This is a genomic window from Gemmatimonadota bacterium (assembly GCA_009838845.1).
GTDB lineage: Bacteria > Latescibacterota > UBA2968 > UBA2968 > UBA2968 > VXRD01.
In genome coordinates this window covers 62,681-78,111 of sequence record VXRD01000104.1, presented here as the reverse complement: position 1 = coordinate 78,111, position 15,431 = coordinate 62,681, and the positions used below count along the sequence as shown (strand labels likewise).

The window sequence follows — 15,431 nt, the reverse complement described above, 5'->3', positions numbered from 1 at the left end:
ACAAAGGAGGAATTATGACACGAGGACGACTGCCAGTCTTGCTAATCGGCCTGCTGTTATTATCCGGGTGCGGCGGCGAGCGCGATCCCGTCGTTGAAATGCAAAAATCGCTGGCCTCGGCACCGGCATATATGATTGTACTGGATGACATACGCGAAGAAGGCACTCTCTTCACCACGTATTACCACCGGTATTTAATAACACAGGGAGAAAAAAAGGTACAATCGGACTGGATAGAAGTATCGGAATCCATCTATCGAAAATACGAACCATTTTTGGGAATGGCGCTCGTTGCCAAATCTGAGCAAGATGGCGTCAACAACACGCCACATCCGCCCGGATACCACTATGTGGGCAATCCGAGCTACGGGCGTTGGACGGATCGCGGGGGCACATCGTTCTGGGAATTCTACGGCCAATACGCGCTCATGAGTCATATGCTCGGTTGGGGCGGTGGATTTGGCATGAGTCGCTACGATTACGACGATTATCGGTCTTATCGCCGAGATCAACGTCCGTATTACGGACGCAATCGGGAGTATGGCACACAGGGATCTGTAACACAAAAACAAAAACCATCGACATTCCAGCGACGCCAGGCAAACATAGCACAACAGAGACAATCGTTCACACAAAAAGTGCAAAGTCGCGCGAGCCAGAGTCGCAGTGGATTTGGCAGTTCGCGTTCAACGAGTCGCAGCCGATCTGGATTTGGCAGCCGCAGTTTTGGAGGGTTTGGAAAATGATAGGACAGGACTTAATCGCAACGGGTATTTATCTCATCAGCGCGTTTGTATTATTCTGGATCGGCAAATTGGTCAAGGACTTGACGACAACGAGTTACAGCGTGCGAGAAGAACTCGTAGAAAAAGACAACGTCGCACTGGGTGTAGCCATGGCGGGATATTATTTCGGATTGATCATGGCCATCGGCGGCACCCTATCTGGTCCATCTCAGGGATTGGAAAACGATTTGATCGACATCGGCATATACGGATTGCTGGCGATCATCTTGCTAAATCTCTCGCGTCTGGTCAACGACGGAGTGATCCTGCACGGATTCAAAATTCGGGATGAATTAATCAACGATCAAAACGCGGGCACCGGTGCCGTGATTGCCGCGTCGTACATAGCAACTGGATTGGTGATCTTTGGCGCGGTATCGGGTGAGATTGGCGGAATTGTGACAACCGTGATTTTCTGGGCATTGGGTCAGGTAGCTCTGGTACTGGCCGGACTGGTGTACGAATGGATTACCCCGTATAGCATTCACGATGAAATCGAAAAAGACAACGTCGCCGCGGGCGTCGCTTTTGCGGGCGCATTAGTCGGCATTGGCATCATCGTATTTCACGCATCGGCGGGCAATTTTATTTCCTGGACTGTAAATTTACAGGACTTTGCAATCGAAGTCGTCGCGGGATTGATCTTGCTACCCATCGTCCGATTCATCTCCGATGTAATCCTCTTACCCGGACAAAAACTGACCGATGAAATCGCCAATCAAGAACACCCCAATCTCGGCGCGGGCTTCATCGAAGCCACATCTTACGTCGGTGCATCGTTTCTGATCGTATGGAGCTTGTAAAAAAGGAAGTTGTATTAAATTTCTCTAACTCGGCGGTATAAACACCCGCCGAGTATTTTTTTATGCGACAGAGCTATCTCTTAAAAGCCTGTATATTCGCCACGGGATGCGCGGGCATTGTAGCGGAATTTACATTGTCAACGCTGGCGAGCTATCTATTGGGCAACACGACATTGCAGTGGGCACTGCTCATGTCGCTGATGTTATTTGCCATGGGCCTGGGCAGCCGATGGAGCCGATTATTGACGGACAGGTTGCTGGATCGCTTTATCGCAATCGAATTTTATCTCTCAGTCCTGTGTGCCACCTGTGCGGTTGTAGCGTATTTTGGGTCGGTACTCGTGTTGTCGGCAGGTGTTTTCATCTATAGCTATGCCTTTGCCATCGGCATACTAATCGGCATGGAAATTCCGCTGGTCGCGCGCATGAACGAAGCATATCAGGATCTGCGCACCAATATCGCCTCAGTAATGGAAAAAGACTATTTTGGCGCATTGATCGGCGGACTACTATTCGCCTTTTTTTTATTGCCAGAATTGGGCCTGACGTACACACCACTCGCGTTGAGCGCGATTAACTTTATCGTGGCATCGGTATTGCTGTGGCAATATCGGCACTTATTGGCGCGTCGCTCGCTGCTATTGACGGCATTCTGGATCCTGGGCGCGGGCCTTCTGGTACTGGGGCTTTATATCCGCCCCATTGTGATATGGGGCGAGCAAAGTCGGTATCGCGACCGCGTAATCTATCAAGATCAGACCGCTTATCAACGCATTGTCATAACAGAATGGAAAGGCCACCACTGGCTCCACCTAAATGGCAACGTGCAATTCAGCACCTATGACGAAGAACGCTATCACGAATCGCTGGTACATCCGGCCATGAAACTATCGGGATCGCGGAACAACGTACTCATCTTAGGCGGGGGGGATGGACTGGCTGTGCGCGAAGTCGTAAAATATGCAGACGTGAAAGCGATTACCCTTGTAGATTTAGACAAAGCGATAATCAATCTGGCGCGCACACACCCGGTCTTTGTGGAAGCGAATGCGCGGGCATTGGACGACCCGCGTGTCAATGTGGTAATCGGCGATGCGGGCGCGTTTTTGGCGCATTCAGATGCATTATTCAACATCATCATCATCGACTTGCCCGACCCCAAAGGACCAGACCTCGCCAGATTGTATTCGCGGGAATTTTATCGCCTGTGTGCGCGTCACTTAACACCCGATGGCGTACTGGTAACCCAGGCATCGAGTCCCCTCAACGCGCGCCTTGCATTTCTGTGCATTGAGCGCACGATGACAGACGCCGGTTTTTCCACCATACCCTATCACACCTATATACCAACAATGGGAGATTGGGGATGGGTATTGGGAATGAAAGCCGAAGAAATGGACCTCATTCGCCGAATGCGGCAACTCACCTTTGAGGACATTGAAACGCAATTTTTGAATGCAGAAGCAATGCGGGGAATGTTGCACTTCTGGAAGGGCATGTTTGATGAAAAACATGCAATCGAGGTCAGCACGGAAATGGAGCCAACAGTAGATCGATACTATCGGAAATCAGAATGGGGGTTTGAGTAAAGATATTAATCTACAGGCAATATATTGCTAAATTGATATTCTTCGACAATCTCCCCCACCGCGGCATCAAAAGCGTCTTCGTCCCATTGCTCGATAGATAGGGTGTGTTCCTCCGACTCGTCGAGATAATTCCAGATGATAAACTGCTGTCCCTCGTCCCCGCTATCTTTGTAAAAAGATCCAACGGCTGACGATATGCCATAGAACATAACCCCCTGGCATCTAACTTCATCTGGAGGATCATCATTGTCGTGGTCGCGCATGTGCCCACGGATATCGCCCTCAATATCGGAAAGGGGGATCTTGCGCGTCAGGGCCCAGGAGATACTATCGTCTTCTGACCGCTCGAGATATGCCACATCATCGCCGCAGGTGAGTTCCCATTCATCCGCGCGGTCACCCTCGTAATCGTAATAATGCTGCGCTGTAACCTGCCATGTTTTGAGATCGTAGTCGAGGACATAACCCAGCTTGAGATCGGACAGCGTAACACTGAGGGGATCGAGAGCTTCGGGTTCTTGTTTCTTCTTCTTAAAAGGATTCCAATTCATTTGAGATCTCCAGGCAACCCATGAACCTTCTGCGACAGATAGAACGGGTGCGCCAGCGTCTCTCCTACAGGCACACCCAGCGTCAGTCTTTCGAAGCCATCCCCATCTTTGCTTTGAGTTCAGCAAGGCGTTGATCTGTGTCACCCGATGAGGTACTCAGTGCCGCGTCAATCTCCTCATCAACGCTCTTGGATTCACCGGCTATTTCGCCATAAGCCTGCGAGAGCGATTCATCCTCTTCAACCCGTTCTTTCATACGCTCGAGCATGGCAATTGTACCAGACGAATCGACTTTGGCGAGCTGCTTGTTGATTTTCTTCGTCGCAGCCGCTGTTTTCGCCCGCGCGCGCAGTGAAATGAGTTCATTTTCGTGTGTTGCAATGGTAGATTTGAGTTTCTCCACCTGACTTTGAAGCTTAGCTGCCATATCTTCCTGCATCTCGGCATCTTGCTCAAACTGAGAGATGCGGCTGTCGGCCTCTGTTTTGCGACTAAGGGCTTCGGTTGCCAACCGGTCGGCTTCCCCAGCATCCAGATCACCGCTCTGGGCTTTTTGGAGCAAAACCATGGCCTTACGCTCCCAATCAGCAGAGGCCTTCTTGTTGTCTTCGGCTTGCTTTCGCAATCGAATGGCCTGACCTTTGACCTCAGCCAGGCTGGTCATCGCGCTATTGAGATCATTTTTCAGGTCGCGGATACCCTGTTCGGTCATTTTTATCGGATCTTCAAATTTGTCAATAGCCGAATGGACTTCGGCCTTGCCCACACTGAAGAGACGTTGAAAGATGCTCATAAAATACTCCTTTTTTGGAAATGGTCAGTGTTCAACTGACTACTGATGGCTATATTCGAGTAATTCTGCGGCATTATCGGCCAAGGCGAGTTCGAGCGCGGTGATAGAGCCTTCAAGCTCAGAGCGATCAAGGGTATCGAGGCGCAGGGTATCGCGGAAAAGAACCGTGCCGGTTTCATCGTCCAGGGCAAACGCCCCGTGGACGAGTGTGCGATTCATTTCGAGCAACCTTTTGTACAGATCCCCAGGGACGTTGGGAATAGGCATAATAGCCTGCTCAATAATGAGGATGGGATCTTCGCAATCGACAATGAGGTGATTGACACCGCGGTCTTCGTCGCTCACCACAACGAGTTCTTCAGCGGTATCTTCCTCGTCAACCGCGAGATTGAGGTCTTGAAGATAAGATTTGACTGTATTGAAATATTCTGACATTTTAAACTCCTGAAAGCGGTTAGCGGAAGGTGTAACGTGACCCACCGTCCTGCCTATGAGATACGCAAGCGAAATATTGGTTTCAAAAATTAACGTTCAAATTGACTTCAAGTCAAGTAGAGATCGCATATACGCACTCTGATCAACCACTCTGGAGATTTTATGGAACCCAGGTACCCGATATGGAACATACGCCATAAGGGCGACTATCATTCTATTGCCGATGTCATTCTCACAAACCGTTCATTAAAAATAGAAGATTTGGCCGATTCTCCCGATATTTTGAATGACCCCTATTTAATGCAAGACATGCACCGCATTGTCGAACGCATATCAGAAGCCATTCGCAAAAAAGAGCGCATTGTGGTTTTTGGCGATTACGATGTAGATGGTGTCACGAGCACCGCTGTCTTGCTGGATTTTTTTGATCTGGTAGGTGCCAATGCCACATTTTTGTTACCCGACCGGTTCCGAGATGGGTATGGCATGAAACCGTCGGGTGTAGAGACGGCATACGCACAAGGAGCACAACTCATTGTAACCGCGGACAATGGCATTTCAGCATTTGAGGCTGTTGACACGGCTAATGACGCCGGAATTGATGTGGTAGTCATTGACCATCACCATCCACAGGACAAATTGCCAGACGCTCTGGCACTGGTGAATCCCAATCGCGCAGACTGTGAATATCCCTTCAAAGGACTGGCTGCCGTAGGGGTGGCATTTAAAGTAGTACAGGCACTGGCACCAGAATTCCTGCCCGATTCGGAACGCCGCCGATATTTGAACTCGCTTCTGGATCTCGTCGCATTGGGCACTGTGGCTGATATGGCCCCCATGGTTGCAGAAAATCGCCTGCTTACGCGAAAGGGGATGCAGGTCCTCGATACCACCGCGCGCCCGGGCTTGCAGGCACTCAAAGCCGTCGCGGGCACGACCAACCGCCCCGTTGACACAATCTCTATTGGATTCTTTCTGGGACCGCGCATCAACAGTGCAGGGCGCCTATCATCGGCAGATTTGGCACTCGATTTGTTGCGCTGTCAAAACCGAGAACAGGCTGCAAAACTCGCCGAAGAATTAAACAGTCTAAATGGCGAAAGGCAGACCCTGCAAAACGACGGCATAGCCGAAGCAGAACGCATGGTAGAAGATAACTGGTTGGATCAGTATCGCATTCTGGTCGTGCGCGGTGAAGAATGGCATCTGGGTGTGGTCGGGCTGATCGCCGGGCGATTGGTCGAAAAATTTTCGCGACCCGCACTGGTATGTACCAACTTTCGGAAAAATGGCATCTACACGGGTTCTGCGCGCACAGCAGGTGGATACAATATCGTCGAGGCGATTTTCCGCGTCTCAGATCTGCTCACCGAATTTGGTGGACACGCCGATGCCGCCGGATTTTCAGTCCCCGCTGAAAATTATTTCGAATTTCAAGAGCGGTTGATCGCAGATGCTCAAGCGCGGCTATCAGAGGAAGCACTGACGCCCCAACTGGAAGTCGATGCCACCCTCAAACCGTCCGATATTTCGCTGACAACCGTTGACTCCCTGGACAAATTGGCCCCTTTTGGTGCAAAAAACGAGTTGCCGCGTTTTGTAGCTCGCGATTGTCGAATTGCAGATGCGCGCGCCATCGGCCGCGGGGCGCATTTGAAACTCAGCGTAGATACAGGTGCTGACCTGTGCGATGCAATCTGGTTTCGCCAGGGCGAGCGGGTTTACGAATTGTCAGTAGGCGACCGCGTCGATCTCGCCTTTGCTCTACAGGCCAATACCTGGCAAGGCAGAACCAATGTGCAAATGCTGGTAGAGGACATGCGCTTGTCGAGTTCTGATAAGGGTTGAAATCATAGCGATCAGCAATCAGCAAAGCATGAGCACCTGAAAGCCGTCATCGCGGCATGGTCCCCTGCTTAAACCATGCAGGGGCATGCTTGAGCCGCGATCCAGAAAGTTTTTTATCATTAATGTCGTCGTGCTACCCTCGTGTGTTGCTTGCGACAGAATTTGTTAATAAAGGTATTTTTAATGCGTCTTAAAGACTTATCTGAGGGAAACTCCCTTGTGGGTATTGAACCGTCAAAGGATCTGAAAACGTTGCTTCAAAAAGGTACACTTGCCCAATAAGCCATCCAGGATATTCAGAGGAGGCAGCAATGGCGACATCACAAGACAGAAATCTGATGCTATCGGTCAGGGATTTAGGACCGATTTATCGTGCAGAAGTTGAACTGCGCCCACTCACTGTGTTCGTCGGACCGAGCAATACGGGAAAGTCTTATTTGGCGATTTTGATCTACGCGCTGCATAAGTTTTTTAATAGTCACGAAGGAAAGGAGCCTCCTTTTTTATATATTAGCAGTCAGAGTTTCCCCCACGAGGCTGTGATATACGGGAAAGACATCACGCGTTTTATTGACAGAGCAGACGAAATCGTTTCACAAGTGAACGAGAATTCTTCTAATATTCCACCAGATAAAATTGCGTCGCTGATCCGTGCTGTGTTCAGTAATTTTCTTTCTGCCAATGATCTCGCCGACGAAATAATGCGGTGTTTTGGCATTGACGAGACCAGAAGACTTATTCGCTATGGAAGTAAGGAAAGTGCTAAGATCACTCTCTCACCGGTCTCCTCACAAGCCGAGTATAACCACAGTTCATTGTATAAATTCACTATTGCAAAAGGGGCTTTTACCACTTCAATTCCCGATACCAATTTGCAGATCGGAAAAGATGCTCTTGAGGAGTATATCCAAGACGCATCCGAAGGCAAAATAAGGTCTGGACGAAAATGGGCAGATAGTGATGAAAGAATGTCTTTTGTGGCTAAATTGATGAATGGCATTTCTGAGAATATCGCTTCTTACCTCGATAATCCAATAAGTCAGCCCGCCTATTATCTCCCTGCAGATCGCACGGGCATTATGCACGCACACAAGGTTGTTGTAGGTTCTTTGATCCGGGGTGCATCGCGAGGTATCCACCCCAAACGGGCATTACCGGCACTCTCTGGCGTTATCGCAGACTTCATCGAACAACTCCTTGAATTGGGCGATTTGTCAAGCAGAAGGAAAAGGCTGAATGAGAACCTCACCCAACGTCTTGAAAAAGAGATCCTGAGTGGTTCAATTCGCAACGAAAAATCAGAAACGGGGTATCCCGTATTTTCCTATCAACCAACAGGGTGGAAAGAAGACATGCCGCTGATGAATACTTCATCCATGGTATCTGAACTCGCGCCTGTTGTATTGTACCTTCGCCATGTCGTCTCACCTGGAGAAGTTCTGATCATCGAAGAACCCGAATCCCACCTACACCCTGGTATGCAAGTCGAATTCATCCGGCATCTCGCTGCGGCGGTGCGTTCTGGCATACGTGTTATAATTACCACACATAGTGAGTGGGTGCTGGAAGAACTCGCCAATCTGGTACGCCTCTCCGAACTTTCAGAATCTGATAGAAAAGGGATCGGTGGGGCGGATTACGCGCTCAGTCCCGACCAAGTAGGCACCTGGCTGTTCGAACCTAAAAAACGCCCTAGGGGTTCGATTGTGAAGGAGATACCCCTTGATGTGGATTATGGCGGATTCCGATCCGATTACGACGATGTCGCGATCGGTACCCACAACGACTGGGCAACAATCTCCAACCGAATTGAGGAAAATTGAACCAGATGACGATGATGGAATCGGTACGAGAGAAATTGGATGCTCGATGCTAGAGAAAGCAGTGTAGGGCAGGAAAGTGTTCGATTTCGCTCAAGGGGATTTCGCGTCAATTCGTCCTGATCCACATGGATTCTCCTGGTTCACCTCCAAGCCAACATGAAACACGATGCGACTACCTGTACATCGGATATTTAGATGATAAAGATGGAAGTCCGTGGACCGTACCCATAGAGTTGAAATCGGGTGGGATCAGTGCCAGTGAGGCCGCAAGGCAACTTCAGGCTGGTGCTGATGTCGCTGATCAGATCATTCCACATAACGCAGGTACGAAGTTTACCCCGGTTGTTGCATCAGGCAGGATTTCGAAAATTGAGCAAAGACGACTGAGAAACACGTCTAACAAAGTCCGCTTTCGCGGGAGATCGGAAATCATTCAGAGAATCAGATGTGGAGATCCTATGACACGAGTGCTAACAAATCCGTGATGAATGAAATACACCTACATTGTCGACAAATTCTACAATATTGAAAACGCCAATCATCTGAACTTTACGAACAAAACATGGGAATAAAATCATGGGCATTGCTGAAAAATTAAACGTGGGCATTGTAGGGGCTGCCGGGCGTGGGGGCAGTTTTCGGGTCGCTTTTGAAGCCCATGAAACGGCTCGCATTCACGCGGTATGCGATGTGCGCGAAGAGGAACTCGACGCTGCTGCTGAACGATTGGGAGCCTCTGAAAAATACGCGGACTACGAAACCATGCTCGCGCGCTCTGAACTCGATGCAGTAGTCATCGGCACGCCCATGCATTTTCACGCTCAGCAAGCAATTGAGGCACTGCACCGCAACATCCACGTCTTGAGCGAAGTCACAGCCGGGATCTCTGTGGAGGAATGTCGCGCCCTGGTACACGCCGCAAAATCGTCAAAAGCAATCTATATGATGGCTGAAAATTACACCTATACCCGCCCCAACGTACTGGTAAAAGAACTCGTGCGGCGGAATTTGTTCGGCGATGTATATTACGGAGAAGGAGAGTATTTGCACGAATTAAAAGCCCTGAATGAAATCACAAAATGGCGGCGCAAGTGGCAAACGGGCATTGATGGTATAACCTATTGCACGCACAGCCTGGGACCTCTCTTGCAGTGGATGCCGGGCGACCGCGTAGTGCGCGTGTGTTGTGCGGGCAGCGGACACCATTATACAGACCCGCGGGGAGACCAGTATGAAAATCAAGATTCGTGCGTCATGTTGTGCCAGATGGCGAGCGGCGGGCTGGTAAAAATCCGGGTAGATATGCTATCGGAACGCCCCCACGCAACCGGCAATTTTCAACTGCAAGGGACAAAAGGATGTTATGAATCGGCGCGCACGCGCGGCGGTGTCAATCGCATATGGCTCGCAGATATCTGCGGCGAAAAAAATGAATGGATAGATCTGACAGATCTGGAAGAAGACTATCTACCCGACATGTGGCGCGATCCCTCTGAAGCGGCATTAAAAGCCGGACACGGCGGGGGCGACTATTTCGAAATCATGGATTTTATTCAAAGCATCAACGGCGAAATCGCCTGTCCAATTGGCATTCACGAAGCCATGGACATGACCTTACCGGGACTACTCAGTCAACAATCAATTGTACAAGACGGAGCGTGGTTAGATGTACCCGACTCGCGCTCGTGGATAGAGGAGTAAAATATGGAAATCATGGATGCTATTGATCTAAAACAAAGAATAAAAAAATCGGACTACAACGCCCGCATGGAAAAACTGGAAATAAAAATGGGCCAGCTCGAGCGAAAGGCACTGGAAAACAAAGTCCCCATCACGATTGTATTCGAAGGCTGGGGTGCTTCTGGCAAAGGACGACAAATCAATGAGTTGTTGCAAGTACTCGATCCCCGGGGTGTCAAAGTATATTCGACGCAAGTTTCCAATGAAGAAGAGATTTACCGACCATTTATGTGGCGGTTCTGGACCAAAATCCCCGAACGCGGGCGCATGGCGATTTACGGTCGGAGTTGGTACAGTCGATTTATTGTGGAAAAATTAGATCCGATGATGAGCAAACTGCCGGTTGATAAGGCGTATCAAGAAGTGAATAATTTCGAGCGACAACTTGTAGATGACGGCCATGTAATCATCAAGTTTTTTCTGCACATCTCGCGCAAAGAACAAAAAAAGCGTTTTAAGCAACTCGAGAAAAATCCCCTGACGTCCTGGCGCGTAACAGATTACGACTGGAAAAAAAATAAACAATACGAATGGTATGGAGAAGTCATAGAAGAAATGATCTCACGTACGGATAGCAAATATGCCCCATGGCATATTGTGTCGGCTGAAAACTGGCGTTTTGCAACAGTTTCAGTATTTGAAAAAGTGATTGAAGTCCTCGAAAAAAAACTGGCATCTCTGAACAAAAAGACGCGGACCAAAGCGGTTTCCCTATCCTCAATCCCGCATTCTATGCTCGAAACATCTGATTTGTCCAGAGAACTCACGCGCAAAGAATACGATCGCCTGCGCCGCATTTATCAAAAAAAGATATGGGAAATCGAGCACGAAGTGTATTTGCAAAGGCAGTCGGTCGTCATTGTGTACGAAGGCTGGGATGCTGCGGGAAAGGGAGGCAATATCAAACGCCTGGTGCGCCGCATGGACCCGCGGGGATACGACGTGTTCCCCATCGCCGCGCCAAATGATATTGAACTGGCACATCACTATTTGTGGCGGTTCTGGATCAAAATGCCCAAAGCCGGTCATTTTGCCATCTTTGACCGATCGTGGTACGGGCGCGTTCTGGTCGAGCGCGTAGAGGGATTTGCGACAATACTGGAATGGCAACGCGCGTACCGCGAAATCAACGAAATGGAAGAACAGATGGCAAATTACGGCACCTTATTATTCAAATTCTGGATCGATATCGACAAAGACGAACAATTGAAGCGCTTTCAAGACCGCGAAAAAGTACCGTCCAAACAGTGGAAAATTACGGATGAAGACTGGCGCAATCGAGAGAAATGGGATCAGTATCGCGACGCAGTGGATGACATGTTGTATCGCACGAATACAGATTACGCGCCGTGGACCATTGTCGAGTCCAATTGCAAGCTATATGCGCGCATTAAAACGCTGAAAACCGTGGTCAAGACCCTGGAAAAGCACTTGATCAAACATTGAAAAGGTAAGACGCGAAGTGAGTGAATTAGCCATTGAACTGCGGGATATTCAAAAGGTTTTTGTGACCGACAGCAACCGGGTAGAAGCACTCGCACAAATTTCTCTGCAAATAGCGCAGGGGGAATTTGTCAGTATGATCGGACCCTCGGGATGTGGCAAAACGAGCTTAATGCGGATTGTCGGCGACCTGGAAACACCGACAAAGGGCACGGTTCGCGTACTGGGGAAAATACCCGAAACCGCACGGCGCGAACGGTTGGTGGGCTTTGTATTTCAACATCCCTCGCTTCTCGCCTGGCGCACAGTAGAAGAAAATGTGCGCCTACCCGCCGAGGTCTTTGGAGACGCAGAAGTTTTAAGCCGGGTCTCTGAGATGATCGACATTGTTGGATTGGCTGGATTTGAGCAGGCGTATCCGCGCGAACTATCGGGCGGCATGCAATCGCGGGTCGCCATAGCCAGAGTCTTGACCTTCCGCCCATCCGTTTTGCTTATGGACGAGCCTTTTGGGGCACTGGACGAAATGACGCGGGAAAAGATGCAAATTGAACTATTGCGAATATGGCAGGCAACAGGTGCTGCTGTCTTATTTATCACCCACAGCATCTCCGAAGCATTGCTCCTCTCCGACCGCGTTGTGGTAATGTCTGCCAGACCCGGCAAAATCGCGGAAGACCTGAGCGTTAACTTTCCCCACCCTCGGGAAAACACCTTGCGCGCTGACCCACAATTTGTGGCAATGGAAGCCCATTTGCGCGAGCGGCTGGAAGGATGAACTCCTTCACACTTCCTACTTCTCACTTTCCACTTCCGACATATCCGCTCCCCAGGGCTGTATGAGCGCGAGTTTTTTGTCCAAAGCGTGCATCAAATCGGGCAGATCATAAGATGTGAGAACGCCCCGAGGGATATTGGCAGCAGGCCAACTGACCAGGGGCGTTTGTGTCCAGACCTGATAGGACTGTGGATAGTTTTTCAGCGTAACAGTCGTCACTGCAGAATGCAGAAATCCGGCAAATAGCGCGTGAATTGCACCCTGTCCGCGACCGTAAAGATGGATTTTTTCCGCACCTTCATAAGCCAGCAGGTCGAGTGTGGATAACACATCGTGAATCCGCCGTCCGAGAAAGCTCTGACCGAGCATCAGGCCATATCCATTGCACATATAGTCGTTGCCATAAGGGTGAAAAAAGTCGCGTTCATCATCGGCAAGTGATTCTCCCAGACCGCGCACATCGAGAGCATAGAGCGGATGCTGTTCTTTCAGCCTTTTTGCAAAAGGATCTTCTATCAAATCTTCTTCCGCAGAAACATGTGGCAAATAGAGATGAACCTCGCGCTCGACATCGAGCGTATGCGAATAAGAAGGATTGGACAGACGCTTCCGCATAATAGCGCGAATATTGCCCTCGGTTTCAATCGCATACCGCGCCAGGCGAACACCATCTTCCGTCGTGCTGCGCAACCAGCGGTGGTGGGGCAGGTCGCGGTTGTCAGACAAATTGAGCGTACTCTGCACACAACGGATGAGTTCATCCTTACCCAACTTTTTGCGTTTTGATGCAAGAACATCTGCGTTTTGGGCAATCAGATCGTAAATGGGCGTAGCCCCTTCGGGCACAACCTCGCCTTTTGGGGTGACATTTAAGACATCGCTCAAGTCTTCGGTCTCTTCCAAACGGGTAACCTCCTGAATGCCCGCATGTGTTGCAAAAAATTGCACCATAGCTTCCTGATTATCGCGGAAAAATCCGTGGCCTTCTGACCCGATAAAAATATCAGTCGCATTGGTTGGCGCGCCAATGATATCGTAGAAACGACGGATTTCAGAATAGGCTTGTTTGAGACCGCGTCGGTCAAAAAAGCAATAGGCTTGCCCGAGCAAAATGACGGGAGCAGGTGCTCGGGCAATAAAAAAATCAGCCATATCCAGGCCCGCGCCAATCACACCTGGCGGATACTGTTCCGAATCGGCGGGCAATTCATTTTCGAGATTGGCGGCAAACGTAGTGACAAAGCAACTGGGGGCAGCCATAGTAAAACGCGCTTCCACCGGCCAGATCCAACTGGTCATAGTACCGCCGCCCGAATTGCCCGTAAGCCCGATGTGCGCGGGATCGACTTCGGGACGGGTAAGCAAATAGTCGAGTGCGCGGATACCATCCCATGCGCGCCACGCGCCAAACCACTCGCCCACGAGTTCGAGTTGTTTGCCCATCATATTGTGGGCATGTGTTGACGACCGCACACTCTCGCGGCTGTGCAGGGCATAATATTGATCGCGCTCGCCCTGATTGAAGGGGTCGTAGATCAAGACGACAAAACCATTGCGCGCCAGACGCTGACAAAATGCCTGATAAAGCGGTGCATTTTTGCCATCGGCAGCATGACCGCAAGAGCCAATAATACCAGGTGCTGGCCCGTCGAGGTTGCTGGGCACGTAAAGGTGGGCAGTGACCAAACACCCCGGACGGCTCTCAAAAAGGATTTTTTCAATGCGGTAATGGCGGCGTTCAATTGTACCGACGACACGCGCATTGAGCGGTGTTTTACTCGGCCAGGGGCGATAGGCTTTGTCAATCGCCTCGCGCACTTCATCGCGGTATGCGAAAGCTTCTTTTTTACTGCGGATAGATGATAGGCGTTTTGCGCGATCGGCATTTACAGCCCGCACGCGCGCAACATAATCATCCAGCACCATGTGTCCATAACCATTTCGCGGCATAAGAATAGCTCCAGATTTGAAAGAGAGAAAGGACCCTTACACTGCGCTCTACGATACATATATCCCCTGTATAAGGTCAACGATTTTTTGGCCTATATGGCAAAAAACCTCGTGCGGCTCACCTCAGTATTCCAAGCCGTTTTTGTTGCCATTACACTGTTTTTTACATAAATTAGGAAATCTATATTTCACTTGAGACCGAAACCTATGTCGGCAATTGCTGAGAACTTAAAGCGCGTCCAGGACCGCATAGATAGGGCTATCCATCGGTCCGGGCAGTCGGCAGATGCGGTTAAATTGATTGTTGTAACAAAGACCTGGCCTGCCGATGTCGTGCAACAGGTCGTAGATGCGGGAACATGGGTTTTAGGTGAAAGTCGCGTACAAGAGGCACAGCACAAGGTCCCAGAGGTGGACGGCGTGGTATCATGGCATTTGGTTGGACACCTACAGCGCAACAAAGTCAAACAGGCGTTGCCTTTATTCGACCTGATTCACTCGGTTGACACATTGCGCCTGGCGAAAGAGATCAGCCGGTGCGCCGTGCGGAGAAACACCCCAACTCGCGTATTAGTACAGGTAAATACATCGGGCGAAACATCGAAGTTCGGCATATCGCCCAACGCGGCATTGGATCTGGTCGCGCAGGTCGATGACCTGCAGGGCGTTTCGGTGACAGGGCTGATGACAATTGGCGCATTTGATCCAGACCCCGAAACAGCGCGACCAAATTTTGTCTTATTGCGACAAATCAGGGACCGCATTGCAATTCACAAGCCCCATGTATCTGCCCTGTCTATGGGGATGACCAGCGACTTTGAAGTCGCAATTGAAGAAGGCGCGACAATGGTTCGCGTGGGCACGGCGATTTTTGGCCAGCGGGCGGTATAGAC

The 15,431-nt window shown here is 50.0% G+C and carries 13 protein-coding genes; 9 read left to right on the top strand and 4 right to left on the bottom strand.

Annotated features, from left to right (window positions below):
• The first annotated feature begins 14 nt into the window (after positions 1-14).
• From F4Y39_13415 to F4Y39_13405, 3 genes are all read left to right on the top strand, one after another.
• Positions 15-746, top strand: coding sequence for a hypothetical protein (locus tag F4Y39_13415; protein ID MYC14723.1), 732 nt, complete (start codon positions 15-17; stop codon positions 744-746).
• Positions 743-1,588 (top strand): DUF350 domain-containing protein, encoded by an 846-nt coding sequence (locus F4Y39_13410; GenBank protein ID MYC14722.1) that lies wholly within the window; start codon positions 743-745, stop codon positions 1,586-1,588. Before F4Y39_13415 ends, F4Y39_13410 begins: the two co-directional genes overlap by 4 nt.
• Positions 1,589-1,650: 62 nt before the next feature.
• Entirely contained in the window at positions 1,651-3,177 is a 1,527-nt protein-coding gene (locus F4Y39_13405; GenBank protein MYC14721.1) for a polyamine aminopropyltransferase, read from the top strand.
• A 5-nt stretch (positions 3,178-3,182) separates the two neighbouring features.
• Here F4Y39_13405 and F4Y39_13400 read toward each other — a convergent pair whose 3' ends face one another.
• The 3 genes from F4Y39_13400 to F4Y39_13390 all read right to left on the bottom strand — a co-directional run bounded on the left by F4Y39_13400 (position 3,183) and on the right by F4Y39_13390 (position 4,956).
• Positions 3,183-3,728 (bottom strand): DUF4178 domain-containing protein, encoded by a 546-nt coding sequence (locus tag F4Y39_13400; protein ID MYC14720.1) that lies wholly within the window; start codon positions 3,726-3,728, stop codon positions 3,183-3,185.
• Between the two features lie 82 nt (positions 3,729-3,810).
• Positions 3,811-4,521: a PspA/IM30 family protein gene (locus F4Y39_13395; protein MYC14719.1), complete on the bottom strand. Its 711-nt coding sequence runs from the start codon at positions 4,519-4,521 to the stop codon at positions 3,811-3,813.
• A 39-nt stretch (positions 4,522-4,560) separates the two neighbouring features.
• Entirely contained in the window at positions 4,561-4,956 is a 396-nt protein-coding gene (locus F4Y39_13390; GenBank protein ID MYC14718.1) for a YbjN domain-containing protein, read from the bottom strand.
• A gap of 162 nt (positions 4,957-5,118) precedes the next feature.
• On the opposite strand from F4Y39_13390, the gene recJ reads away from it, so the two are divergent.
• From recJ to F4Y39_13365, 5 genes are all read left to right on the top strand, one after another.
• Positions 5,119-6,804, top strand: a complete 1,686-nt coding sequence (gene recJ, locus F4Y39_13385) for a single-stranded-DNA-specific exonuclease RecJ (protein ID MYC14717.1) — start codon at positions 5,119-5,121, stop codon at positions 6,802-6,804.
• A gap of 311 nt (positions 6,805-7,115) precedes the next feature.
• Positions 7,116-8,627 (top strand): AAA family ATPase, encoded by a 1,512-nt coding sequence (locus tag F4Y39_13380; GenBank protein MYC14716.1) that lies wholly within the window; start codon positions 7,116-7,118, stop codon positions 8,625-8,627.
• Positions 8,628-9,203: 576 nt separating this feature from the next.
• On the top strand, positions 9,204-10,328 hold the full coding sequence (locus F4Y39_13375; protein ID MYC14715.1) for a Gfo/Idh/MocA family oxidoreductase: 1,125 nt from the start codon (positions 9,204-9,206) through the stop codon (positions 10,326-10,328).
• Positions 10,329-10,337: 9 nt separating this feature from the next.
• The gene (gene pap / locus F4Y39_13370) at positions 10,338-11,813 is read left to right on the top strand and encodes a polyphosphate:AMP phosphotransferase (GenBank protein MYC14714.1); all 1,476 of its coding nucleotides are present in this window, start codon (positions 10,338-10,340) and stop codon (positions 11,811-11,813) included.
• Positions 11,809-12,588 carry an ABC transporter ATP-binding protein gene (locus F4Y39_13365; protein ID MYC14713.1) on the top strand — a complete coding sequence of 260 codons (780 nt, stop codon included), beginning with the start codon at positions 11,809-11,811 and terminating at the stop codon, positions 12,586-12,588. The genes pap and F4Y39_13365 overlap by 5 nt, the downstream gene beginning before the upstream one ends.
• Positions 12,589-12,603: 15 nt before the next feature.
• On the opposite strand, the gene F4Y39_13360 is transcribed toward F4Y39_13365, so the two are convergent.
• Positions 12,604-14,538 carry a hypothetical protein gene (locus F4Y39_13360; GenBank protein MYC14712.1) on the bottom strand — a complete coding sequence of 645 codons (1,935 nt, stop codon included), beginning with the start codon at positions 14,536-14,538 and terminating at the stop codon, positions 12,604-12,606.
• 207 nt (positions 14,539-14,745) lie between these two features.
• Here F4Y39_13360 and F4Y39_13355 point away from each other — a divergent pair, with 207 nt between their 5' ends.
• The gene (locus F4Y39_13355; GenBank protein ID MYC14711.1) at positions 14,746-15,429 is read left to right on the top strand and encodes a YggS family pyridoxal phosphate-dependent enzyme; all 684 of its coding nucleotides are present in this window, start codon (positions 14,746-14,748) and stop codon (positions 15,427-15,429) included.
• The last annotated feature ends 2 nt before the right edge of the window (positions 15,430-15,431 follow it).